Origin of the sequence: Streptomyces sp. NBC_00727, from assembly GCF_045161745.1 — a bacterium.
Classification (GTDB): Bacteria; Actinomycetota; Actinomycetes; order Streptomycetales; family Streptomycetaceae; genus Streptomyces.
On record NZ_CP108981.1, the window covers coordinates 3,639,173 to 3,665,270 of the forward strand.

The 26,098-nt window shown below is 72.4% G+C and carries 12 protein-coding genes; 9 read left to right on the top strand and 3 right to left on the bottom strand.

Features of this window, described 5'->3' with window-relative positions; translation table 11 throughout:
* Positions 1-32: 32 nt before the first annotated feature.
* A complete protein-coding gene (locus OG242_RS16285; RefSeq protein WP_405898852.1) occupies positions 33-16,427 on the top strand; it encodes an SDR family NAD(P)-dependent oxidoreductase in 16,395 nt (5,464 codons plus the stop codon).
* Between the two features lie 43 nt (positions 16,428-16,470).
* Positions 16,471-18,066, top strand: coding sequence for an AMP-binding protein (locus OG242_RS16290; protein WP_405898853.1), 1,596 nt, complete (start codon positions 16,471-16,473; stop codon positions 18,064-18,066).
* Between the two features lie 314 nt (positions 18,067-18,380).
* Here OG242_RS16290 and OG242_RS16295 read toward each other — a convergent pair whose 3' ends face one another.
* Positions 18,381-18,815: an ATP-binding protein gene (locus OG242_RS16295; RefSeq protein ID WP_405898854.1), complete on the bottom strand. Its 435-nt coding sequence runs from the start codon at positions 18,813-18,815 to the stop codon at positions 18,381-18,383.
* Between the two features lie 535 nt (positions 18,816-19,350).
* On the opposite strand from OG242_RS16295, the gene OG242_RS16300 reads away from it, so the two are divergent.
* The 6 genes from OG242_RS16300 to OG242_RS16325 all read left to right on the top strand — a co-directional run bounded on the left by OG242_RS16300 (position 19,351) and on the right by OG242_RS16325 (position 23,433).
* A complete protein-coding gene (locus OG242_RS16300) occupies positions 19,351-20,211 on the top strand; it encodes a helix-turn-helix domain-containing protein (protein ID WP_405898855.1) in 861 nt (286 codons plus the stop codon).
* A 21-nt stretch (positions 20,212-20,232) separates the two neighbouring features.
* Positions 20,233-20,472, top strand: a complete 240-nt coding sequence (locus OG242_RS16305; protein WP_405898856.1) for a DUF397 domain-containing protein — start codon at positions 20,233-20,235, stop codon at positions 20,470-20,472.
* Between the two features lie 192 nt (positions 20,473-20,664).
* A complete protein-coding gene (locus OG242_RS16310) occupies positions 20,665-21,408 on the top strand; it encodes a DUF6879 family protein (RefSeq protein WP_405898857.1) in 744 nt (247 codons plus the stop codon).
* Positions 21,405-22,253: a helix-turn-helix domain-containing protein gene (locus OG242_RS16315; protein ID WP_405898858.1), complete on the top strand. Its 849-nt coding sequence runs from the start codon at positions 21,405-21,407 to the stop codon at positions 22,251-22,253. Before OG242_RS16310 ends, OG242_RS16315 begins: the two co-directional genes overlap by 4 nt.
* 122 nt (positions 22,254-22,375) lie before the next feature.
* Entirely contained in the window at positions 22,376-22,765 is a 390-nt protein-coding gene (locus OG242_RS16320; RefSeq protein WP_405898859.1) for a hypothetical protein, read from the top strand.
* Between the two features lie 362 nt (positions 22,766-23,127).
* Positions 23,128-23,433, top strand: a complete 306-nt coding sequence (locus OG242_RS16325) for a GNAT family N-acetyltransferase (protein WP_405898860.1) — start codon at positions 23,128-23,130, stop codon at positions 23,431-23,433.
* Positions 23,434-23,445: 12 nt separating this feature from the next.
* On the opposite strand, the gene OG242_RS16330 is transcribed toward OG242_RS16325, so the two are convergent.
* Positions 23,446-23,694 carry a hypothetical protein gene (locus OG242_RS16330; RefSeq protein ID WP_405898861.1) on the bottom strand — a complete coding sequence of 83 codons (249 nt, stop codon included), beginning with the start codon at positions 23,692-23,694 and terminating at the stop codon, positions 23,446-23,448.
* Positions 23,695-23,753: 59 nt separating this feature from the next.
* A complete protein-coding gene (locus OG242_RS16335; RefSeq protein WP_405898862.1) occupies positions 23,754-24,212 on the bottom strand; it encodes a hypothetical protein in 459 nt (152 codons plus the stop codon).
* 241 nt (positions 24,213-24,453) lie between these two features.
* Here OG242_RS16335 and OG242_RS16340 point away from each other — a divergent pair, with 241 nt between their 5' ends.
* Complete coding sequence (locus OG242_RS16340) at positions 24,454-26,085, top strand: MFS transporter (protein ID WP_405898863.1); 1,632 nt, start codon at positions 24,454-24,456, stop codon at positions 26,083-26,085.
* Positions 26,086-26,098 lie beyond the last annotated feature (13 nt).

Sequence of the window (26,098 nt, forward strand, 5' to 3'; positions counted from 1 at the left end):
CCGGCATGAACAAGGACTCGGTGGGACCCAACATGTCCAATGACGACGCACGGCTTCTCGACTACCTCAAGCGGGTCACGGCGGATCTGCACCAGACGCGGCGCAGGCTCCAGGAGGCCGAGAACCAGGACCACGAGCCCATCGCCGTCGTGGCGATGAGCTGCCGCTACCCGGGCGGGGTCTCCTCCCCCGAGGAGCTGTGGCGGCTCGTCTCGGAGGGCCGCGACGCCATCTCCGCCTTCCCCACCGACCGGGGCTGGGACCTCGACGCGCTGCGCGGCGACGAGGGCGACACCGCCTCCGGCAGCAGCTACGTGAACGAGGGCGGGTTCGTCCGCGACGTCGCCGGCTTCGACGCCGGCTTCTTCGGGATCAGCCCCAACGAGGCCCTGACCATGGACCCCCAGCAGCGGCTGCTCCTGGAGGTGTCCTGGGAGGCGATCGAGCGGGCCGGGATCGACCCGTCGTCGCTGCGCGGCAAGCCCGTCGGCGTGTTCGCGGGCTCCGGCATCCAGGACTACGAGTACATCGTCGGCGCGGCGGGCGAGGTCGCCGAGGCGTACATGACGACCGGTAACGCGGCCGCCGTCATCTCCGGCCGGATCTCCTACACCCTGGGCCTCGAAGGCCCGGCCGTCACCGTCGACACCGCCTGCTCCTCGTCGCTCGTCTCGCTCCACCTGGCGGCGACCGCCCTGCGCCGGCGGGAGTGCACGCTCGCCCTGGCCGGCGGCGTCATGGTGATGTCGACCCCGTCCCCGTTCATCGCCTTCAGCCGTCAGCGCGGGCTCGCCCCGGACGGCCGCTGCAAGGCGTTCGCGGAGGCGGCGGACGGCACCGGCTGGTCCGAGGGCGCCGGCATGCTCGTCCTCGAACGCCTCGCGGACGCCCGCCGCAACGGTCACCCCGTGCTCGCCGTCGTACGCGGCAGCGCGGTCAACCAGGACGGCGCCAGCAACGGCCTCACCGCCCCCAACGGCCGCGCCCAGCAGCGTGTCATCCGCCAGGCACTCGCCAACGCCAAGCTGTCCGCCACCCACGTGGACGCCGTCGAGGGCCACGGCACCGGCACGACCCTCGGCGACCCGATCGAGGCGCAGGCGCTGCTCGCCACCTACGGGCAGGGGCGCGACGAGGACCGGCCGCTGTGGCTGGGGTCCATCAAGTCCAACATGGGCCACGCGCAGGCCGCCGCCGGTGTCGGCTCCATCATCAAGATGGTCGAGGCGCTGCGCCACGGCGTGCTGCCCAAGACCCTGCACGTGGACGAGCCGTCGAGCCACGTCGACTGGTCGGCGGGCCGGGTGCGGCTGCTGACCGAGACCCGGGACTGGGAGCGTGCCGAGGACCGCCCGCGCCGGGCTGGCGTCTCGGCCTTCGGCGTGAGCGGGACGAACGCGCACGTGATCCTGGAGGAGGCTCCGGCGGCGGAGCCGGCCATCGAGACCGATGAGGCGCCCGAAACCGAAGCGCCGGCGGCTTCCGTCACGCCGCTGCCGGCCGTTCTGCCGTGGCTGCTCTCCGGTCGCGACGCGACGGCTCTCGCCGCGCAGGCCGGCCGCATCCACGCCCACGTCACGGCGGACGCGGAGAGGAGCGACGCCGATCTCACGTACTCCCTGGCGACCGCCCGTGCGGCGCTCGACCACCGCGCGGTGGTGCTCGCGGAGACCCGCGAGGCGGCCCTGACCGGGCTCGCGGCTCTGACCGAGGGGGAGAACCACCCTTCCGTGGTGCGTGGCGTCGCCGCGAAGGGGAAGACAGCGTTTCTGTTCACGGGGCAGGGGGCGCAGCGGCTGGGGATGGGGCGTGAGTTGTACTCAGCCTTTCCGGTGTTCGCTGAGGCGTTTGACGCGGTGTGTGCGGAGGTGGACGCGCACCTTGATCGTGGGTTGCGTGAGGTGGTGTGGGGGGAAGAGGCGGAGGCGCTCAACGCGACTTCGTACACCCAGCCTGCGCTGTTCGCTTTCGAGGTGGCGCTGTTCCGGCTGGTGGAGGCGTGGGGCGTCAAGCCCGACGTCGTGGTCGGTCACTCGATCGGTGAGCTGGCCGCCGCGCACATCGCCGGGGTGCTCTCACTCGCGGACGCCGCGAAGCTTGTGGTCGCGCGCGGTCGTCTGATGCAGGCGCTGCCCACTGGCGGGGCGATGGTTGCCGTGCAGGCGACCGAGGAAGAGGTCCTGCCGCTGCTGACCGAGGGTGTCGGCATCGCGGCCGTCAACGGCCCGAGCGCCGTGGTCGTTTCAGGTGTGGAGTCCGAGGCGCTGGCCGTGGGCGAGCACTTCGCCGCTCTGGGCCGGAAGACGAGCCGTCTTTCCGTCTCGCACGCGTTCCATTCCTCGCTGATGGACCCCATGCTCGACGAGTTCCGCGCGGTTGCCTCGCAGTTGACGTTCGAGGAGCCGAGCATCCCGGTCATCTCCACCGTCACCGGCGCCGCGTCGGCCTCCGGCTGGCAGTCCCCGGAGTACTGGGTCGACCAGGTCCGCCGCCCTGTCCGCTTCACGGAAGCCGTAAACGCTGCCGAAGCCTTCGGTGTTCGTACGTTCGTCGAGATCGGCCCGGACGCGGTGCTGACCGCTCTCGGGACCGCCGCCGCCACCGACGAGAACACCACCTGTGTCCCGCTGGTACGCAAGGACCGCAGCGAGGCCGAGGCCCTGGTCGCGGGCCTGGCACGGCTGTTCACCACCGGCCTCGCCGTCGACTGGGAGGCGTTCTACGCCGGCACCGGTACGCAGAAGGCCGGGCTCCCCACGTACGCCTTCCAGCGCACCCGCTACTGGGTCGAGGGCACCAACGCCCCCGGCGACGTCTCCGCCGCCGGGCTCGCCGCGGCCGGGCACCCGCTGCTCGGGGCGGTCGTCTCGCTCGCGGACTCCGGCGGCGTCGTCCTCACCGGCAGGATCTCCGTGTCCGCGCAGCCCTGGCTCGCGGATCACGTCGTCGGCGACTCCGTGGTCTTCCCCGGAACCGGTTTCGTCGAACTCGCGGTCCGGGCGGGGGACCAGGTCGGCTGCGAAACGCTCGACGAGCTGATGCTCCAGGCCCCCCTGGTGCTGCCCGCTCGCGGTGCGGTGGCGCTCCAGGTGGAGGTCGGCGCGTCCGACGCGTCCGGGCGGCGCCCGTTCAGCGTTCACTCGCGCCGCGACGACCAGCCCGACCAGCCCTGGACGCTTCACGCGGCCGGGGTCCTGGCGGCCACCACCACGGACCCGGCCCCCTTCGACCTGGCCGCCTGGCCGCCCGCCGGCGCGGAGGCCATCGACACGGACGGGGTGTACGCGTCCCTGGCCGGGGCCGGCCTCGCGTACGGGCCCGCCTTCCGGGGGCTGACGGCCGCCTGGCGGTCCGGGACCGAGATCTGCGCCGAGGTCGCGCTGCCCGAGAAGGCGCTGGCGGACGCGGGGAAGTTCGGGCTGCACCCGGCGCTCCTCGACGCCTCGCTGCACGGCTCCGTCTTCACGGACCTGTTCGCGGAGGCGAGCGGTCCGGTGCTGCCGTTCGTCTGGACCGGCCTACGCCTGCACGCCTCCGGGGCCGCGCGGCTGCGGGTCCGGATCGTCCCGGACGGCGCGGGTGCCGTCGCCCTGTCCGTCGCCGACGAGACGGGCCGGCCCGTGCTGTCGGTCGACTCGCTCGTCCTGCGCGAGGTCTCCGCCGAACAGCTCGCCGCCGCCCGCACGGTCGCGCACGAGTCCTTGTTCGGCCTTGACTGGATCGAAGTCCCGGCGGGTGAACAGGTTTCGACGCCCGTCGACTGGACAGAGCTGCGCTCCGAAGGGGCCGTGCCCGAGAGCGTCGTCCTGCGGTCCCGGCACACCGGCGCGGACCCGGCAGCCGTCCGGGCCGCCACCACCGAGGTCCTTGCCGCACTCCAGCATTGGCTCGGAGCCGAGCGCTTCACGGGCTCCCGCCTGCTCGTCGCCACCAGCGGTGCCGTCGCCCGGCCCGAGGAGGACGTCACCGACCTGGCCGGAGCCGCCGTCTGGGGCCTCGTCCGCTCCGCGCAGGCCGAGCACCCCGGGCGGGTCGTCCTCGCGGACCTGGACGACCTCGCGGACGACGCACAGGCCGCCGCCGCGCTCGCCACCGGCGAGTCCCAGGCCCTCGTACGCGGCACGACCGTGTACGGCGCCCGCCTCGCCCGCCTCACGGACGACCCCGAGACGCGCGTCAGCCCCGACTTCGGCACCGGCACGGTCCTCGTCACCGGGGCGACCGGCGCACTCGGCAGCCTGGTGGCCCGCCGGCTCGTCGAGGCCCACGGTGTCCGCAGCCTGCTGCTGGTCTCGCGGCGCGGCGCGGGCGCCCCCGGTGCGGCGGAGCTGTCCGCCGGACTGCGTGCGCTCGGCGCCGAGGTCACCGTCTCCGCCTGCGATGTCGCGGACCGGGACGCCCTGGCCGCCGCGCTCGACGGAGTGCCGCTCACGGGTGTGGTGCACCTCGCCGGTGTCCTGGACGACACGCTGATCGCGTCGCTGACCCCGGAGAGCCTGGACACCGTCCTGCGCGCCAAGGCCGACGCCGCGCTCCACCTCCACGAGCTGACCCGGGACCTGGGCCTGTCGGCGTTCGTCCTGTTCTCCTCCGCCACCGGCGTCCTGGGCGTCCCCGGCCAGGGCAACTACGGCGCCGCCAACGCCCTCCTCGACGCCCTCGCCACCCACCGCACCGCCCATGGCCTGCCTGCCCGCTCCCTCGCCTGGGGCCTCTGGGCGAGCGGGATGTCCGGCAACCTGACCGACGCAGACCTCCAGCGCATGAGCCGCACCGGCATCGGCGCCCTCACTTCCGCGTACGGCCTGGACCTCTTCGACCGTGCGCTGACCGTGGACGCGCCCGTCGTCCTGCCGATCCGGCTCGACGTGCGCACCCTCGCCGAGGCCGGTGAAGCGCTGCCGCCGCTGTTCCGGAAGCTCGTACGCGTACGGGCCCGGCGAACCGCCGGTTCCGCGCCGGAGGCGGCCGGGGCGCTGCGCGGCCGGCTGGCCGGGCTCGACCGGGAGGAGCAGGAGCGCGTCCTGCTCGACCTGGTCCGCACCCAGGTCGCGGTGGCCCTCGGCTACCCGGACGCGGACGCCGTGGACGAGACCCGGGCCTTCAGCGAGCTGGGCTTCGACTCGCTCACGGCGGTCGAGTTCCGCAACGCCGTCAGCGCCGCCGCCGAGGTCCGGCTGCCCGCGACCCTCGCCTTCGACTACCCGAGCCCGCGCGCCCTGGCCCGGCACCTGCTGGGCGAACTCGCCGGCTCCATGGCCGAGGTGAGCCCCGCCCGAGGTGTGAGCGGTGCCGGAGCGGGGAACGACGACGACCCGATCGTCATCGTCTCCATGGCGTGCCGCTACCCGGGCGGGGTACGCAGCCCGGAGCAGCTGTGGCGGCTCGTCGCGGACGGTGTGGACGCGGTCTCGGACTTCCCCGCCAACCGGGGCTGGGACCTGGACCGGGTGTACGACCCGACCGCCGAACGCCCGCACACCAGTTACGCCAACGAGGGCGGGTTCCTGCACGAGGCGGGCGAGTTCGACCCCGCGTTCTTCGGGATCAGCCCCAACGAGGCCGCGATCATGGACCCGCAGCAGTTCCTGCTGCTGGAGACGGCCTGGGAGGCGTTCGAGCGGGCCGGCATCGACCCCGAGACCCTGCGGGGCAGCATGACCGGCTGCTACGCCGGGATGATGTACCACGACTACGCGGCCAACAACAGCACCGGAGCCATCGCCTCCGGCCGGGTCTCGTACGTGTTCGGCCTGGAGGGACCGGCCGTCACCGTCGACACGGCGTGCTCGTCGTCGCTGGTCTCCCTGCACATGGCGGCCCAGGCGCTGCGGTCGGGTGAGTGCTCACTCGCCCTCGCCGGCGGTGTCGCGATCATGGCGACCCCCGAGGTCTTCGTCGAGTTCAGCCGGCAGCGGGGCCTCGCTCCGGACGGCCGCTGCAAGTCCTTCGGCATCGGAGCCAACGGCACGGGCTGGGGCGAGGGCGCGGGCATGCTGCTCCTGGAACGCCTGTCGGACGCGCGCCGCAACGGGCACCCGGTCCTCGCCGTGGTCCGGGGCTCCGCCCTCAATCAGGACGGCGCGAGCAACGGCCTCACCGCCCCGAACGGCCCCTCGCAGCAGCGAGTGATCCGCCAGGCCCTGGCCAACGCGGGCCTGACGGCTGCGGAGGTCGACGCGGTCGAGGCCCACGGCACCGGCACGACCCTCGGCGACCCGATCGAGGCGCAGGCGCTGCTCGCCACCTACGGGCAGGACCGGCCGGTCGGGCAGCCGCTGTGGCTGGGTTCCATCAAGTCGAACATGGGCCACACGCAGGCCGCCGCCGGTGTCGCGGGGATCATCAAGATGGTCATGGCGATGCGGCACGGTGTGCTGCCGCCGTCCCTGCACGCGGAGGAGCGCTCGGACCAGATCGACTGGTCCGCCGGAGACGTGGAGCTTCTGACGGAGGCCCGCGAGTGGGCGCCGGCCGGCCACCCGAGGCGCGCGGGCATCTCGTCCTTCGGTATCAGCGGTACGAACGCCCACGTGATCGTGGAGGAGGCCCCCGAGGCCAGCGCGACCGAGGCCGGGACCGACTTGGCCGTCACCCCCTGGGTGGTGTCCGCGAAGAGCGCGGAGGCACTGGCAGGTCAGGCGTCGCAGCTGCTGACCGTGGCCGACGGCCACCGCGCCGAGGACATCGGCCACTCCCTGGTGACATCGAAGCCCGCCTTCGAGCACCGGGCCGTCGTCTTCGCTGACCGTACGGCCGCGCTGACCGCGCTGGCGGCGGGTGAGGAGCATCCGGGGCTGGTGCGGGGGGCCACGCGGACGGTCGGAAAATCGGCGTTCCTGTTCACGGGACAGGGTGCGCAGCGGCTGGGTATGGGCCGTGAGTTGTACGAGGCGTTCCCGGTGTTCGCGGAGGCGTTTGACGCGGTGTGTGCGGAGGTGGACGCGCACCTTGGTTCGTCGTTGCGTGACGTCGTTTGGGGGGATGACGCGGAGGCGCTGAACGCCACGGGCTTCACTCAGCCCGCACTGTTCGCGTTCGAGGTTTCCCTGTTCCGGCTGGTGGAGGCGTGGGGCGTCAAGCCCGACGTCGTGGTCGGTCACTCGATCGGTGAGCTGGCCGCCGCGCACATCGCCGGGGTGCTGTCACTCGCGGATGCCGCCCGTCTCGTCGTCGCCCGTGGCCGGTTGATGCAGGCGCTCCCGGCCGGTGGCGCCATGGTTGCCGTGCAGGCGACCGAGGACGAGGTGCTTCCGCTCCTCACGGACGGGGTAGGCGTCGCCGCCGTCAACGGGCCGCAGTCCGTGGTCGTTTCCGGTGTGGACTCCGAAGCGGTGGGTATCGGCGAGCACTTCGCCGCGCTCGGCCGCAAGACCAGCCGCCTTCCCGTCTCGCACGCGTTCCACTCCTCGCTCATGGACCCGATGCTCGGAGACTTCCGGGCCATAGCCGGCGAGTTGACGTTCAACGAGCCGAGCATCCCGGTCGTCTCCACGGTCAGCGGCGAGCTGTCCACCGACTGGCAGTCCCCCGAGTACTGGGTCGACCAGGTCCGCCGCCCTGTCCGCTTCGCCGACGCCGTGAACGCGGCCGAAGCGTTCGGCGCGCGCACGTTCGTCGAGATCGGCCCCGACGCGGTCCTCACCGTCCTGGGAGCGGCCTCCGCCGCCGACGGCACCAGCGCCTTCACCCCGCTCGTACGCAAGAAGCGCCCCGAGGCCGAGTCCCTGGTCGCGGGCCTGGGCCGGCTGTATGCCGACGGCGTCAGGGTCGACTGGGCGGCGTTCTACGCCGGTGCCGGGGCGCGGACCGTCGACCTGCCCACGTACGCCTTCCAGTGCACCCGCTACTGGGTCGGCACCGAGGAGTACCTCGCCAACTCCTGGATCGGCGGCGGCAGCAGCATGGCGACGGCCGGCCTGACCGGTGCCGGGCACCCGCTGCTCGGGGCGGTCGTGCCGTCGCCGGACACCGACATGGTGACGTTCACCGGGCGGCTGTCGGCCGGTACGCACGGCTGGATCGTCGACCACGACGTCCTCGGGAGCATCCTGCTGCCGGGCACGGGCTTCGTGGAGCTGGCGATCCGCGCCGGGGACCAGGTCGGCTGCGCGGTCCTGGAGGAGCTGGCCCTGCAGGCGCCGCTCATCCTGCCCGCGCGCGGTGCCGTGATCGTGCAGATGGTCGTCGGTGCCGCCGACGCGACCGCCCGGCGCTCGGTGAGCGTGTACTCGCGCGCCGAGGACCGCCCGGACCTGCCGTGGACCCTGCACGCCGACGGCGTACTCGCGCCCGGTACGGAGAGCACCGCGTTCGACCTCTCCGCCTGGCCGCCCGCCGGGGCGGAGGAACTGCCCCTGGAGGGCGCGTACGACGGTTTGCGCGAGCGGGGGTTCGGGTACGGGCCGACGTTCCAGGGGCTCAAGGCCGCCTGGCGCGTGGGTGACGTGCTGTTCGCCGAGGTCGCGCTGCCCGAGCAGGCGCACGCGGAGGCCGAGAAGTTCGGGCTGCACCCGGCACTTCTGGACGCAGCCATGCACGCGGCCCTCGTCAACGGCACCGGCGGCGACGAGACCGTGCTGCCCTTCGTGTGGCGCGAGGTGTCCCTGCACGCGGCGGGTGCCTCCGCCGTCCGCGTACGGATCACGCAGCCGACCCCGGAGAGCCTGTCCTTGCAGGTAGCGGACGCCACCGGGGCCCCCGTGGCGACCGTGGGCGCGGTCGTCGGCCGGCCCGTCTCCACGGAGCAGCTCGCCACCGGCGGGAACGACTCCCTGTTCCGTATCGCCTGGAACAAGCTGCCCGCGGCCCCCACCCGTACGCCGTCCGACGCGCCCGCGCCGGTCGTCTTCACCTGTGGGACGCGGGGCCTGGACGCGGACATGCCGGGTGCCGTGCACGGGCTGGTGAACCAGGCCCTGGCGGCCGTGCAGGAGTGGCTGGCGGAGGACCGGCCCGAGGGCGCGGTGCTGGCGGTCGCCACGCGCGGCGCGGTCGCCGTGGCCGACGGTGAACCGGTCGATGTGCGCCAGGCACCGGTCTGGGGCCTGGTCCGGGCCGCGCAGGCGGAGAACCCGGGCCGGTTCGTGCTCGTCGACTCCGACGGGTCCGTGCCCTGGGACCAGGTGACCGCTCTCGGCGAACCGGAACTGCTCGTGCGCGACGGCGAGGTGTGGGTGCCGCGCCTGGTGATCGCCGCGCCGGGCGCCTCCGACGAGACCGGACCGGTGTGGGACGCGGACGGGACCGTCCTGATCACCGGTGGCACCGGCGGCCTCGGCGCCCGGGTGGCCCGGCACCTGGTCGTCGAGCACGGAGTCCGGCAGCTGCTTCTGGTGGGCCGCCGGGGCGCGAGCACGCCCGGCGTCGGCGACCTCGTCGCGGAGCTGTCCGGGCTGGGCGCTGCGGTCTCCGTGGCGGCCTGCGACGTGGCGGACCGGGACTCGTTGGCCGCCGCTCTCGCGTCCGTGGACCCGGCGCACCCGCTCTCCGGAGTCGTCCACGTCGCCGGTGTCGTCGACAACGGTGTGGTCGGCGCCCTGACCCCCGAGCGCGTGGGTGCCGTCCTGCGGCCGAAGGTGGACGCGGCCTGGTACCTGCACGAGCTGACCCGGGACCTGGACCTGTCGGCGTTCGTGATGTTCTCGTCCGCCGGCGGTCTGGTCCTGGCGGCCGGGCAGGGCAACTACGCGGCGGCCAACGTCTTCCTCGACGCACTCGCCGCCAAACGTCACGCCGAGGGCCTTCCGGCGACCGCGATGGCCTTCGGGCTCTGGGGCGTCGACACCGGGATGACCAGCATCGACATGCTGGGCCTGGCCGAGGAGCGCATGGCGGCCCAGGGGCTGCCCGCACTGTCCGAGGCGGAGGGCCTGGCCCTGTTCGACGCCGCCCTGGAGTCGGGTCTCGCGGCCACCGTCCCCCTCCGCGTCGACACCAGCGTCCTGCGCAACCGTGCCACCGAACTCCCGGCCCTGCTGAGGGGGCTGGTCCGCGTACCCGTACGCAGGACCGCGCAATCCACCGACGCGGGTGACGGGCTCCTCGCCCGGCTGGCGGGGCTGGACGCCACCGCACGGGCTGCCGCGCTCCTCGATCTCGTACGCACGCACGTGGCCGGGGTCCTCGGCCACGCGTCGGCCGACGCCGTCGAGCCGGAGCGGGCCTTCAGCGAGCTGGGCTTCGACTCGCTCGCGGCCGTCGAGCTGCGCAACCGGCTCGGCGCGGCGACGGGCCTCCGGCTGCCCGCCACGCTGATCTTCGACTACCCGACCGCGGACGCCGTCGCGGCGTACATGGGCGAGGAGGTGGCCGGCTCGGACCGGGCCCTGCCCGCGCCCACCCGCGCCCCGGCAGCGGGCGGCGGGGCCGGCGGGGACGACGACCCGGTGGTCATCGTCGGCATGGGCTGCCGCTACCCGGGCGGGGTCACGACGCCGGAGGAGCTGTGGCGGCTCGTCGCGGACGGGGTCGACGCCATCGGCGACTTCCCGGCCGACCGCGGCTGGGACGCGGAGGTGTACGACCCCGAGCCCGGGACGCCCGGCCGGACGTACGCGCGCGAGGGCGGCTTCCTCTACGACGCACCCGAGTTCGACCCGGTGTTCTTCGGGATCAGCCCCAACGAGGCGCTGATGATGGACCCGCAGCAGCGGCTGCTGCTTGAGGTGGCCTGGGAGGCGGTCGAGCGGGCCGGGATCGACCCGACGACGCTCAAGGGATCGTCGACCGGTGTCTTCGCCGGGGTGATGTACCACGACTACGCGCTCGGCGTGGAGGCCGCGGCCAGCAGCGGCGGCAGCCTCGTCTCCGGCCGCACCGCCTACACGCTGGGCCTGGAGGGCCCGGCCGTCACCGTCGACACCGCGTGCTCGTCCTCGCTGGTCGCACTGCACATGGCGGCCCAGGCCGTGCGCGCCGGTGAGTGCTCGCTCGCGCTGGCCGGCGGCGTCGCCGTCATGGGCACGCCGGGCATGTTCATCGAGTTCAGCCGGCAGCGCGGGCTCGCCCCGGACGGCCGGTCCAAGTCCTTCGCCGCGTCGGCGGACGGCGTCGCCTGGGGTGAGGGCGCTGGTGTCCTGCTCCTGGAGCGGCTGTCCGACGCGCGCCGCAACGGCCACCCGGTGGTCGCGGTCCTCCGGGGCTCCGCGCTCAACCAGGACGGCGCCAGCAACGGGATGACCGCCCCCAACGGCCCGTCCCAGCAACGCGTGATCCGCCAGGCCCTGGCCAACGCGGGCCTGACGGCGGCGGAGGTCGACGCGGTCGAGGCGCACGGAACCGGGACGACCCTGGGCGACCCGATCGAGGCGCAGGCGCTGCTCGCCACCTACGGGCAGGGGCGCGCGGACGAGGCGCCCCTGTGGCTGGGGTCCATCAAGTCCAACATGGGCCACACCCAGGCCGCTTCGGGCATCGCGGGCGTCATGAAGATGGTCATGGCCATGCGCCACGGCGTCCTGCCGAAGACCCTGCACGTGGACGCGCCCTCGGACCAGGTCGACTGGGAGGCCGGAAACGTCGCACTGCTCACCGAGGCCCAGGAATGGCAGCCCACCGACCGGCCGCGCCGGGCCGGCGTCTCCTCCTTCGGGATCAGCGGGACGAACGCGCATGTGATCGTCGAGGAGGCGCCGGAGCTCGCGGCCGAGTCCGCCGGCGACGGCGGACTCCCGGTGTTTCCGCTGGTGCTGTCGGGGAAGAGCCCGCAGGCCCTCGCCGCACAGGCCGAACGCCTGCTGGCCCGGGTCACGGACGAGCCGACGCTCACCCCGGCCGACCTGGGCCTGTCGCTGGTCGCCACCCGCACCGCCTTCCCGCACCGGGCCGTCGTCCTCGGCACGGACACCGAGGAACTGCTGCGCGGCCTGACCGCCCTGGCACAGGGCCGCAACGCCCCCGCCGTCGCGAGCGGCCAGGCACGGAGGAGCGGAAGGTCGGCGTTCCTGTTCACGGGGCAGGGTGCGCAGCGGCTGGGGATGGGGCGTGAGTTGTATGCGGCGTTCCCGGTGTTCGCGGGGGCGTTTGACGCGGTGTGTGCGGAGGTGGACGCGCACCTTGATCGTGGGTTGCGTGAGGTGGTGTGGGGGGAAGACGCGGAGGCGCTGAACGCGACTTCGTACACCCAGCCCGCGCTGTTCGCCTTCGAGGTCGCGTTGTTCCGGCTGATCGAGGCGTGGGGCGTCACCCCAGACGTGGTCGCGGGTCACTCGATCGGTGAGATCGCTGCCGCGCACATCGCCGGGGTGCTGTCCCTCGCGGACGCGGCGAAGCTGGTCGTGAGCCGGGGCCGGCTGATGCAGGCGCTTCCGACCGGTGGCGCGATGGTCGCCGTGCAGGCGACCGAGGAAGAGGTGGTTCCCCTCCTCACGGACGGGGTGGGCATCGCGGCCGTCAACGGCCCGCAGGCGATCGTCGTCTCAGGTGTGGAGTCCGAGGCGCTGGCGGTCGGCGAGCACTTCGCCGCACTGGGCCGCAAGACCAGCCGCCTTCCCGTCTCGCACGCCTTCCACTCCTCCCTCATGGACCCGATGCTCGACGACTTCCGCGCGGTGACAGCGCAGTTGACGTTCCACGAGCCCCGCACCCCGGTCGTCTCCACCGTCACCGGCGCGCCGTCCACCGACTGGCAGTCCCCGGAGTACTGGGTCGACCAGGTCCGCCGGCCCGTCCGCTTCGTGGCCGCCGTCGATGCGCTGGAGGCGCAGGGCGTCACCCGGTTCCTGGAGATCGGGCCCGACGGCATCCTGACCGGCCTCGCCCAGCAGGTCCTGGACCGGGGCGAGGGCGGCACGGCCGTACTCGTACCGTCCGTACGCAGGAACCGTCCCGAGCCCGAGGCGCTGGTCACGGCCCTGGGGCGGCTCTACGCGGACGGGGCGCGGGTCGACTGGGAGGCCTACTACGCCGGTACGGGGGCGCGCCGGGTCGAGTTGCCCACGTACCCCTTCCAGCGCACCCGCTACTGGGTGGACGCGGCCAAGCCGGCCACCGACGCGGTGGCCGTCGGGCAGGACGCGTTCGACCACCCGTTGCTCGCGGCGGTCGTGGCGTCGCCCGACTCCGAGGCCGTGACACTCACCGCCCGCGTCTCGCTGGACACCCAGCCCTGGGTGGCCGACCACGCGGTGCACGGCAGCATCCTGCTCCCCGGCACCGGCTTCGTGGAGCTGGCTCTCCAGGCCGCCGACCACGTCGGCTGTGCACTGGTGGAGGAGCTGACGCTGTACGCGCCGCTGGTGCTGCCGGAGCGCGGTGGGGTCTCGCTCCAGGTCGTCGTCGGTGAGCCCGAGGCACAGGCCCGGCGCGCGATCCGCGTCTACTCGCGGCCCGAGAATCACCCGGACGAGCCGTGGACCCGGCATGCCGAAGGTGTGCTGGCCCCCGGGACGGGGAACACCGCCGCCTCCGACCTCACCGCATGGCCGCCCGCCGGCGCGGAGGAGCTGGACGCGGACGGCCTGTACGACGGGCTTCAGGAGCGCGGGTTCGGGTACGGCCCGGTGTTCCAGGGCCTGACAGCGGCCTGGCGGCACGGCGACGCGCTGTACGCGGAGATCGCGCTGCCCGAGCAGGCGCACCCGGACGCCGGACGCTTCGGCCTGCACCCGGCCCTGCTCGACGCCTCCATGCACGCGCTCGGCTTCGGCGGGCTCGGGGCCGAGGAGGACGAGGGGCAGGCGCTGCTCCCCTTCTCCTGGACCGGGGTCACCCTGCACGCCGCGTCCGCGACCGCCGTACGGGTCCGGCTCGCACAGGTCGAGGGCGTGCGCAACGCGGTACGCCTCGACCTGAGCGACCCGGCCGGGGCGCCGGTGGCCTCGGTGGAGGCGCTCCAACTGCGTCCGGTGGCCGCGCGGCAGCTGGGCGGCGGCGGGTTCCGGGAGGCCCTGCTCTCCGTCGAGTGGCAGCCGGTCGGCGGCGGCGGGCGGCGCGGTGACTGGGCGGTCGCCGGCCCCGGTCTGGTGGTCGCCGGCATGCCGGTGGTCGCGGGGCTCGACGCGCTGGGCGACGCCGTACCCGAGGCGGTGCTGCTGCCCGTCCTCGCCGACGCGGACGGCGCCGGCACCGAGCACGAGGTCCCGGCCGGGACGCGTACCGCCGTGGACGGGGCCCTGGCCGCCGTGCAGCAGTGGCTCGCCGAGCCCCGGTTCGCGCGGTCGCGTCTGGTGCTGGTGACCCGGGCCGCGGCGGCCGTCGCGGACGGCGACCCGGTCGACGTACGGCAGGCCCCCGTCTGGGGGCTGGTGCGCGCGGCGCAGGCGGAGAACCCGGGCCGGTTCGTGCTCCTCGACCTGGAGGAGGGCGAACCCTCGCCCCGCGCGCTCGCCGCGGCCCTCGCCACGGACGAACCCGAATTGGCCGTACGCCGCGACAAGGTCCTCGCTCCCCGGCTGGCCCGGTCCTCGGCGCCCGGCGGCGAAACCCCCTGGGACACCGAGGGCACCGTCCTGATCACCGGCGGCACCGGTGGCCTCGGCGCGATCGTCGCCCGGCACCTGGTGACCGAACACGGTGTGCGCCACCTCGTGCTCGCCGGGCGGCGCGGGCTCGGCGCGCCCAACGCGGCCGGGCTCCGCGACGAACTGGCCGCGCTCGGCGCCCAGGTGGAGATCGCCGCGTGCGACGTCTCCGACCGGGCGGCCGTCGCCGCGCTCATCGCGGGCATCGGCCCGGACCACCCGCTGCGCGGTGTCGTCCACGCCGCCGGTGTCGCGCACAACGGGCTCGTCGGGGCGCTCACCCGCGAGCAGGTCGACCACGTCCTGCGGGCCAAGGCGGACGCCGCCTGGCACCTGCACGAACTGACCGCCCACCTCGACCTGTCCGCGTTCGCGCTGTTCTCGTCGGCGGGCGGGCTCGTCATGGCCGCCGGCCAGGGCAACTACGCGGCGGCCAACGTCTTCCTGGACGCCCTCGCCGCCCACCGCCGCTCCCAGGGTCTGGCCGCCACCTCCATGGCGTTCGGGCTCTGGGCCACCGAGACCGGGCTCAGCCAGTGGCTCGGTGAGGCGGACCTCCAGCGGATGCGGCGCACCGGGACCCCGGCGCTCACCGAGGAGGAGGGCCTGTGGCTGTTCGACGCGGCGGTCGCCGCCGACGCCCCGGCGCTCGTCCCGCTCCGCGTCGACCTGGCCGCGCTGCGCGCCCGCACCGACGAGGTGCCCGCGCTGCTGCGGGCCCTGGCACCCGCCGGGCGCCGGCGCGCCGGGGCGGCCGCCGTCGTCCGCGAGGCCGGCGGGCTCGTGCAGAAGGTGCGCGGGCTGGACGAGGCGGCCCGGGTCAGGGCCGTGCTCGACGAGGTGCTGAACCACGCGGCGGAGGTCCTGGGGCATGCGGAGGCGGGTGCGGTGGACGCCGAAGCGGGCTTCCTGGAGGCGGGGTTCGACTCGCTGACCGCCGTCGAACTCCGTAACCGGCTCAACGCGGCCTCCGGGCTGGCGCTGCCGACCATGGTGGTCTTCGACAGCAGGAACCCGCTGGAGCTGGCCCGGCTCGTCGCCGGCCGGCTGGGCGCCGAAGGCGGAGAGCCGGGTCCGGGTGCCACGGCCGCCCCGGAGTCCGCGAGTCCGCTCGACGACACCCTGTACGGGCTGTTCCTGGACGCGATCATGGCGGGGAACATCAAGCCCGGCCTTGCGATGCTGCGTTCGGTGGCGGCGCTGCGGCCCGCGTTCGCCACGGCCGCCGACCTGGACGTGCTGCCCGAGGCGGTCTCGTACGGGGCACGGGCCAAGGCCGAGGTCCCGGTGCCCCGGCTGATCTGCCTGAGCACCCCGACCGTGGCGGGCGGTGTGCACCAGCACGCGCGGCTCGCGGCCCGGCTGTCGGTGCCGGTGTCCGGAATCCCGACCCCCGGTTTCGCCCGGGGCGAGTCGCTGCCGGAGTCGTTCGACGCGGCCGTCGACGTCCTCGCCGAGGCGGTGCTGCGTACCGCCGACGGGGAGCCGTTCGTGCTGCTCGGCTTCTCCTCCGGCGGGCTCCTCGCCCACGCAACCGTCGCCCGCCTGGAGCGGGTGCACGGGGTGCGGCCGGCCGGGCTCGTCCTGCTTGACACGTACTACATGGGCGCGGCGAACGACGCGATCTTCGACCAGATGGCGTCCGCCGTCCCCGACAAGGCGGCCACCCTCGGCTCGTTCAGCAGCGCCGAACTCTCCGCGATGGGCCGGTACGTGGAGCTGCTGCCGCAGTTCACGCAGGCCGACATCGAGGCGCCGGTGCTGTTCGTCCGGGCCGGGGACCTCTTCGAGGCGGGCGAGCGCGCCGGTGTCGGGGAGGGCGGCTGGCAGGCCGACTGGAAGGGCGCCGAGACCGTGGCGACCGTGCCCGGCACGCATTTCACCATCGTCGAGCAGCACGTCGACACGACGGCCCCCGTCATCGACGGCTGGCTGAAGGACCTCAAGGAGCGGATCTCCTCGTGACTGTTGAACGCCACACACCCCGACGAGCGCAGGAGGCGGGCCGATGAGCCTGAGCACGGAGCACCCGGCGGCGGTCGGCGCGCCGGCCGAGCGCATCCACGAATTCATGCTGGCGGCGGCCCGCACCGCCCCGGACAGCCCGGCGGCCTGGGAGGCGGCGGAGGACGGCTCGCACCGCGTTCTCAGCTACCGCCAACTGGAGCGCAGGGCGCACGACTACGCGGTCACCCTGGACTCGCTCGGCCTCGACATCGGTGACCGGGTCGTCCTGGAGTCCGACAACTCCGCGGCGGCCGTGGCCGCGCTGCTGGCCTGCTCGATGCTCGGGCTCACCTTCATCCCGGTGAGCCCCGACGTCCCCGACCCCCGCCTCCGTACGATCATCGACACGGCGGAACCGGCCCTGCACCTCCAGACGGTGAAGGGCACCCGCGACGGCATCCCGTCGGCCGTCGGCACGGCCCGTTTCGGCCCGGACGGGGTGACCGTGGAGCGCGTCCCGGTGGCGCGCACCCGGCACCGCCGCGAGGCCGTCACCACCGACGCCGCGTACATGATCTTCACCTCGGGCACCACGGGCCGCCCCAAGGGCGTCGTGATGAGCCACCGCGGGGTGCTGTCGTTCTACCGGGGCATGCTGCGGCACTCCATCGTCACGCCGCAGGACCGGCTGGCGACGACGTCCCCGCTCCAGTTCGACTTCGCGCTGCTCGACATCGGACTCGCCCTGGGCTCGGGCGCGCAGCTCATTCCCGTACCGCGCGAACTCATGCACTGGCCACGCCGGTTCCTGCGGTTCCTCGCGGACACGGGGGCCACGCAGGTCGACGGGGTGCCGTCCATCTGGCGGCCGGTGCTGCGCCACGAGGCGGCGGGGCTCGCGGCCCTGTCCGGGCAGATCCGCGGGGTGCTGTTCTCCGGTGAGGCGTTCCCGCTTCCCGAACTGCGTCAACTGCAAACGCTGCTGGACCGGGTCCGGGTGGTGAACTGCTTCGGCCCGACCGAGGCGATGGCGTTCTCCCTCACCGATGTGCCGAACCCGCTGCCCGAGAACATCGACAAGCTCTCCATCGGCTTCGCCTACCCGGGCGCGGAGATGCTGCTGCTCGACGAGGAGGGCCGGCCGGTCGACGAGCCGGGCGAGGTGGGCGAGATCCACCTGCGAGGCCCGTCCCTCTTCACCGGCTACTGGGACGACCCGGAGGCCACCAGGTCCGTCCTCGTCCCGGACCCCCTCAACCCCCGCTCCGGCCAGCTCGTCTACAAGTCGAGCGACCTGGCGTACCGGGGCGAGAGCGGCGAGCTGTACTTCGTCGGCCGCTCCGACCTCCAGGTCAAGATGCGCGGCAACCGCGTCGAACTGGGCGAGATCGAGCGCCGGCTCCTGGAGTTCCCCGGCGTGGAGGCGGCGGCGGTCGTGGTCCGCCCGCGCCCCGGCGAGGACCCGGAGCTGTACGCGTACGTCGTCCCGGGCCGCGACTTCGACGCCCAGCCGGTGGCCCTGAGCGCCTTCTGCAAGAAGACCCTCCCCGACTACATGGTCCCCCGCAGGGTCTCCCTGACCCCGTCCCTCCCCCTCACCCCGAACGGCAAGACGGACAGGCGGGCCCTGGCGGCGCTGGTGGCGGAGGAGGGGTAGGGGCCGTCTCCCTGTTCACGGGGTGCCGCCGGCCCGGGAGGTCGGCGGCACCCCGCTTTCGTGACGCGCTGATACGACTCCGAGGGTCGTCGATGCCGTCACGGGCGCCGTGCGACACGGACGGCCCTGCTCACCGCGCGACGGCCAGCCGCATGAAGACCGGGAGGCGCAAAGGGCGGCCCGACTCGAAGCTGAGAACCACCACAACGCCACCCGTCGCGAACCTGTCCAGGCGTGATCCCCGCACGGTGAGCCACTGCCCCCGCACGAGAACCAGGTCCCCCCGCCGCACCACGACGGCGCATGCGTGGAACCTACGGGGCATCCCCATCACCTTCACCCGGGGCTTCGCAGGTGCCCAGTTCCGCCCAGACGACCTTGCCGGGGCCGTTGCGCTCTCCGAAGCCCCAGCTGTCGGTCAGTGAGGTGACCAGGAGGAGTCCTCTCCCGTCGCACGCGTCCACGTCCGGATCGCGCTTCTGAGGCGGGGCCCCGGCGGCGTCGTGGACCTCGATGCGCAGACCGCCCCGTACTGCCTGGAAGCGGGTTTCGATCAAGCGGCCCGGTGGAACGCGGGCGTGCCGGCCGGCATTGGTCAGCAACTCCGAGAGGACAAGGGTCGCCGAGTCGGCCAGCGGGGCAAGTCCCCAGACCTCCAGCGCGACCAGTAGCTCCGCACGAGCCCTACTGACACAGCGAGGATGTCGGCTCCAGCGCCGGACCACCGGGGCACTCGAAGTACCGCTCACCAGCGCACCCCCGAGCCGTAGAAGACGCTCGGCCCCGCGGCCCAGAGCGCCCGATACCGCTCCCTCCTCCAACGACTCTCGGCCCGCACCCAGCGGTCGTACGCGGCCTGGGAGAACGGGCCCTCAGCTGGGCGTAGCCACAGACGCACGTCCCCTGCGGTGCGCGTCAACACCCATCGGCGCGGGGCAGGTGTCTCACAGGCGGGTAGCGCGGTCGGGGGCGCTGTTTCGTACCCCTCAGGCCGGCAGACTCGGTGTCCGAGCACCCGAACTAATGCTCGGCGCATAGAGTTGAACATGCTGGCGCTCCTTTGAAGCGTTGGCCGTGCCCCCGGACCGAGTCAGCGGTCGCGGGGGCATTTTTCTGCGCGCGAGGGCGCAGCGTTGGTCACGCAGCGCTTCAGGCGGAGACGCTTGGTGACATTGGAGCAAGAGTGCTCCGCACAAGAGCATTTCGCAAGCGACTCTTTGGAACTAGTTCCATGATCTTTTTTGGTGGCTACACTCGCCATCTACGCCAGACCAAAGGGGAGTTATGGCCGCGTCCCGCCCGACAGTCCGCCGACGTCGCCTTGCCGCACTGCTCGTTGGCCTGCGTGAGCGGGCGGGCAAGACCCCGGACATGGCGGCCGAACGCATCGGGTGCCACCGAACGAAGATCAATCGGATTGAGAACGCGCGTCTCGGGATCTCTCTCGGCGAATTGCGTGACCTGTTGTCCTTCTATGGAGTGACCGATGAGGCCCAGGTCGAGGAGGCCGTTGCGCTGGCGCAGCGAAGTCGGGAACCCGGCTGGGTGCAACGTGCGGGGCTTGCGCGTCCCTCGTACACCGACTTCATCGACTACGAACGCACGGCCGACTACGTAAGGTCGTTCCAGAACAGCCTGATCGCCGGTCTGTTGCAGACGCCCGACTATGCGCGGGCCGTCATCTCCGCGGCTCCGTCCACGCTGGAGCATGACGAGGTCGAAGCGCTCGTCATGGCCCGGATCAAGCGCCAGGAAGTGCTTCAGCGTCCCGAACCGCCCCGGGTGTGTGTCATCGAGGGTGAAGCGGCGCTCCGACTTCAGGTGGGCGGTTCAGCAGTGATGCGTGCGCAGTTGGAGCACCTGGCGACCATGGCGCAGCAGCCGAACATTGAAGTTCAGGTCATTCCTGACCGTGCGGGCGCTCACGCAGGCCTGGCCGGGTCGTTCGTCCTCTTCGGCTTTCCTACTCCGTCGTTCTCCGAGGTCGTCTGCGTCGAACATCGGACCGGGACGCTCTACATGGAGACTCCGGAGGAAACGAACGAATATACGCTTATCTTCGACTCCTTGCGATCCATCGCGTTGAGTCCCAGAGACAGCCTTGATGTGATCAGCAAGGCGCGGCAGGAGCTGTCACGGACGTGACACCAGGAAAGGTAGTGAGGGATGAACACCCCCAGTCTTGAGGCCGCAGTGTGGCGCACGAGCAGCTACAGCGGCCAGGGTGGCGACTGCGTCGAGGTGGCCGACGGCGTCCCTGGGTACGTGCCGGTGAGGGACAGCAAGGTCGCTTGCGGCCCTGTGGTGGCGTTCACAAGGGCCAGTTGGTCTGCGTTCGTGGTCGGGGCGAAGGATTCCGCACCGTCGGTTGGTGGACCAGGGGTCCATGGTGCGCGGCAGCGGTAGATCCTTGACGTGTCCCGTGCGCCGACTCACGCCCCTGGCCTGTCTCTGACTCCCGCCGGTATGTCGTAGCCACTGCCGTGCCCTCCAGGGTTGGGCGGCCATGTGTGCGTGAACGGTTGGCGGGAATCGGGCTATCTGGACACCGTTGCAGGGGGAGAAACCCAGAGAAATTCCTTCTCTGAGGAGAACGCCATGAGGTTACGGTTCATCGGCAGCACCAGCGGCGGCGGCGGATGCCCGTCGGTCTACGAGACCGACCGGGGTACCGTGGTCGTCCAAGGTTGGAAGCTCGACCCTGATGACCAGGCGTACGGAGACGTGCGGGACATGGCCGACGACGAGGATGTTCTCGAAGTGCCCCGAGAGCTGTTGGAGCGGTTCGCTCCGAAGCGCGCGGAGGGCAACACCGGGCTCGTCAGCGGCGCCGCGTTCGATGAGCTGTTCACCACCTTCGAGCACACGGCCCGTCGGCTGGAGACCCGTACGCACTACGACATCGAGAACGAGCGTGAGTCCTTCACGCAGTTCCTCGATGGCGAAGAGGTCGATCTCGCCTGGTTCTCCCCGTGGCTCGGCACCATGCGCGAGCAGACGACGGCCGGTAAGACCGTGGCCCGGGTCCGCGTCGTGCCGCCGGAGCTGACGGACTACCTGCGGTATGAGCTTCACCTCGCGGAGAGCAACACCGCAGCGGGGGAGGACATCCGATATCTGAACCGGGAGACCGCCAACCGGTTCGTGCTGCCTGACCGGGACTTCTGGCTGTTCGACTCCAGCACTCTCGCAGTCCTCCACTTCACCGACGAGGGCCATCTCCTCGGGGCGGAGATCATCACCGATCCCGCAGTCGTCGTGGAGCACGCCCGCTGGCTCGACGCGGCCTTCCACCACGCCCAGCCTTTCCGGGAGTTCGTCAAGGAGCATCCGCCGCGTTGAGCACTGCACGACAGGGCGTCCATGAAGCCCGAGAGGAACTGGGCGGACGCCTGCGTGCCATCCGTACGGCTGCCGGCGTCGACGGGCGCACGCTGGCAAAGCGTCTCGGCTGGCCGCCGAGCAAGATCTCCAAGATTCAGCTCGGCCGCCAGGCCCCGACGGTCGGCGACATAACGGCCTGGACGGCCGCTTGTGGTGTCCCCGAGGCAGCAGCCGAGCTTCACCTGCTGTTGCGCGATCTGGACAGCCGGTACGCGGAGTGGCGTCGGCAGTTGCGGGAGGGCCACGCAGCGGTCCAGCGGTCGTGGGCGGAGACGGAAGCCGCCGCCAAGACCGTTCGCGCGTTCGAACCGTGCTGGGTTCCCGGTCTCTTGCAGACGGCCGACTACGCCGCCGCCCGGTTCCGCGAGCACGCCCGCTTGAACGGAAGCCGGCCCGACACGGACGCCGCCGTCGCGGCACGGCTGGCCCGGCAGGAAGTGCTGTACTCGCCCGGCCGTAAACGCTGGCACATCCTGCTGACGGAGGCGGCGCTGCTGTACGGGCTGGCGCCTGCCCCGGTGATGCGCGCACAGATCGACCGCTTGGTCTCCGCGAGCACCCTGCCCGCCGTGCGGCTCGGCATCGTTCCCCTGAGGACCCGGCTTCCCGTCTCGCCCGTACACGGCTTCTGGGTCTTCGACGACCATCAGGTGATCGTCGAGGTCGTCAGTGCCGAGCTGCGGCTGGCGCTGCCCGAAGAAGTGGCCCAGTACCGGAAGGTCTTCGACCTGCTGGCGCAGAGCGCGCTGTATGACGCCGAAGCCAGACAGCTGCTCACGACGGTGGCCGAAGGCTGGATCTGAGAAATACCGAGAAATTTCTTTGCTGCTTCCCCTCTTCCTGCCCGATCTTGATTACGCAGGCGGCCCACGTCGACACGCAACGTGGTGTCGGGGCCGAGGTCATCGACCAACAGGAGGAACGCATGAGCACAGCGACGGAAGCCGGCGTGCGACTGGAGGAACTGGGCAAGTTCTTCGCCATCACAGCTCGCCGATTCGACGCCGGGCAGTCGGCTCCGGAGATGTTCAGCACGGCGATCGACGCCGCGTGGCACCAACTGGCTCAGGACCCGGAGGCACACCGCGCGTTCACAGCCGAGCACGCGGGTCGGGAGCTGATTCATGCCGAGACGTCCGGGCATGGTCCGATCGCCTGGGTGGGTGCGTACGAGGAGGCGTACGGCCCACTGCCGGAGATCTGGTTCACCGTCGCCGACGGCAGCCTCGACGTCGGAGCGCTCTCCGCCTACCGGGAGACCGGCGTGGTCGCGGAGTGGAACTGCTCCCCGGCCCCGAGCGACGGCGACCGGTGATCCCTTAATGGCCGTGCGCACCGGCGGAGCGTCCCCGTCGACCGCCGGGGCGCTCCGCCTCGTCGAAGGCAGATCGGTGAGACCGACGTGCGTGGACGTTGAAGGCTATGCAATGTCGATGTTCGCGTACTGCCCATACCTCGAAGCGTCCATGGGCAGCCGACCGGCCGACTGCCGGCGAACTCGGTGATCGCCTCGCGGAGGTTGCCTCGTGAACGTACGACCGGCCTCTCCGGACGACGCCGAGGAACTGGCTCGTATCCACGCCGACATGGTGGGAGCCGACACCAGCGGTCCGTGGCGGGAGCCAGCTCGTCGAGCACCTGCGCCGACACCTGGGCGGGGCCCGGGTCGCCGCGTTCGTGGTCGACGCTCCGGAGGGCGGTCTCGCGGCATGTGCGATGGGCGTGGTCCACCAAGGGCTGCCGGGCCCCGATCACGCCGGGGTCTTCGGCCAGATCCAGACCGTTGCCACCGGGCAACGCTTCCGGCGGCGCGGCTACGGCCGCGCCGTCACCCGGGCGCTCGTGGACTGGCTGACCGGGCAGGGCTGCACGCTGCTGAACCTGACGGCCAGCGACGAGGGAGGGCCGCTGTACGCATCGCTGGGCTTCACTCCGAACGCGCGCGCGATGCGCCTCGTGGGAAAGCCCTTCCACCGGGCCTGACTCGGCCACGGCTCACACAGCACCCGAAGCCGCGTGCTGTTCGTCGTGCCAACGGTCGATGGCGGCGATGCGGTCCAGGGCCGCCTGCTGCTCTTCGGCCGTGACAGGGCCGTACTCGTCCTGGAGACGGGCGGCCAACGCGCGCAGTCGGCTCATCGCGTCCTGCTGGGCAACGCCGGGAGGGTGGCTGGGGTCGGCGGGCTCCTTGCACGAGCCCGCCAGTTCCTCCCGGACCGTGATGGGCGTCTTCCTGGTCGACATGCTTCGAGCATGGCAGGCCCGGTGCCCGATGCTCGGTGGCCGCCACGCGCCGAGCCGGACTACTTGCGCGTGAGCGCCTTCCGTACCGCCTCCGTGTCCGTGCCTTCGGGAAGGTTGACCGACTGGTCGATCAGCCAGGTGCCGTCTTCGCCGGGCACGACGCGGTGTGCCGTTTCGATGAACACGCCGTTCCCTATGGGGCCCAGGGAAACCCGCAGGCCGATGCCCGCAGGGTGGACGCCGGATGCCGGGAGGTCGATCGGCTCGCCCGTGGTCACCCTGGCGCCCGAGCCGTCGTTCATCCGGGGAATGCCCCTGACGGCGACGCACTCGGCGATCGTGTCGGCCTCCCAGTCCCGCCGCCGCAGGCGGTCGGTGATGGCCTCGCACGCGGTTTCCCAGTCCATGTCCAACTGGGCCTGCTGGTAGGCCCGCGCGGCCTCGACCGCGGCCGTGGTGCGGTCCTCGCCGGCATCACCGTCACCACCGAACCACGCCGCCGGCAGGATCGCCGCCACCACGAGCACCGCCCCCGCCGCACGTGCACCCCGGACACCCATCCCCGTACCCCCTCATCCGCATGCCGGCGCCGATTACAGCACACAGCCGCAGGCGCCCTTCCTACCCGGGCACGGCCGTCACCCACCCCTATTCGGGGCCCTGTTTGCACCCCTGTTCCCTTGCGCGCGGGGCCCCTACGCGCCAGTACTTCCGTTCACTGATACGTACGTCCCGTCCCCCCAGCATTGGACCGTCTCCATGACCAGCTCCCAGAGCGAGAACGCACCTACCGGACCGGAGGCCAGAGCGGGCCGGAAGGAATGGATCGCCCTCGGCGTTCTGCTCCTGCCCGTGCTGCTCGTCTCCATGGACCTGACCGTCCTCTACTTCGCGATCCCGTCCATCAGCGAGGAGCTGCGGCCGTCCGGCAGCCAGCAGTTGTGGATGATCGACATCTACGGATTCGTGCTCGCCGGCGTCCTGCTCACCATGGGCGCCCTCGGTGACCGCATCGGGCGACGGCGGCTGCTGCTGATCGGGGCCGTGGTCTTCGGCGCCGGTTCGCTGCTCGCCGCGTACGCCAACAGCCCGGAGATGGTGATCAGCGCCCGGGCGTTCCAGGGCATCGGCGGGGCGACGCTGATGCCTTCCACGCTCGCGCTGATCCGGAACCTGTTCCGGGAGCAGAGCCAGCGGCGTACCGCCATCGCGGTGTGGTCGACGGGCATGGCCGCGGGGGCGGCGCTCGGGCCCGTGGTCAGCGGGGCGCTGCTGGCCGGGTTCTGGTGGGGGTCGGTGTTCCTGATCAACGTGCCCGTGATGGTGCTGCTGCTGGTCGCGGGGCCGTTCCTGCTGCCGGAGTTCAAGGACCCCGCCGCCGGGAAGTTCGACCTGGTGAGCGCCGTGCTCTCGCTGGCCGCGATTCTGCCTGTCGTCTACGGGTTCAAGAAGATCGCCGTGGACGGGTTCACGGTGCCGTACGTCGTCGCGATCGTCGTCGGGCTCGCCTTCGTCCCGGTGTTCCTGCGCCGCCAGCGCACCAGTGCCGATCCGATGATCGACGTGTCGCTGTTCCGGAACCGGGCGTTCGGCGCCTCGGTGACCGTCAACATGCTGGCCTGCTTCACCCTCGTCGGGTACTCGCTCTTCTCCACGCAGTACATGCAGTCCGTGCTCGGGATGAGCGCCCTGAAGTCCGCGCTGTGGACGATCCCGGGGACCATCGCGGTCGGCGCGGTCGTGCCCCTCGCCACGGTGCTCGTCCGGACGATCCGCCCGGCCGTCATCATCGCGAGCGGCTTCGGGCTGGCCACCGTCGCGCTGCTGATGCTCACTCAGGTGCCGGACGAGGACGGGCTCGTGCTGATCCTGATCGGGATCATCGCCCTCGCCGTCGGCCTCACCCCCGTCCTGACGCTGGTCACCGAACTCGTCGTCGGCCAGGTGCCGCCGGAGCGCGCCGGCACCGCCTCCGCGCTGCTCCAGACCTGCCAGGAGCTGGGCGGCGCCCTCGGGGTCGCCGTCCTCGGTTCCATCGGAGCCACCGCCTACCGCAACAGCCCCGCGCTGGACGACCCCGCCGGGGTGCCGGCGAGCGCGCTGGACGCGGCGCGCGAGACGATCGGCGGTGCGCTCGCGGCGGCGGCCCGGCTGCCCGGCGAGGCGGGCGGGAACCTCGTCGACGCGGCCCGGTCCGCGTTCACCACCGAGGTGCACGCGGCGTCCGTGGCCGGCGCGGTCGTGATGGCCGGGGCGGCCGTCGTGGCGCTCGTCGGGCTGCGCTCCGTACAGCAGGACAACGCGAAGGTGACCGAGCCGACCGAGGGGGAGGGGACTGCCGCACAGTCCCCGAACGCGGGTGCGCAGGAGCCGGGAACCGGGCTCGCGTAACGCCGTTCCCGCG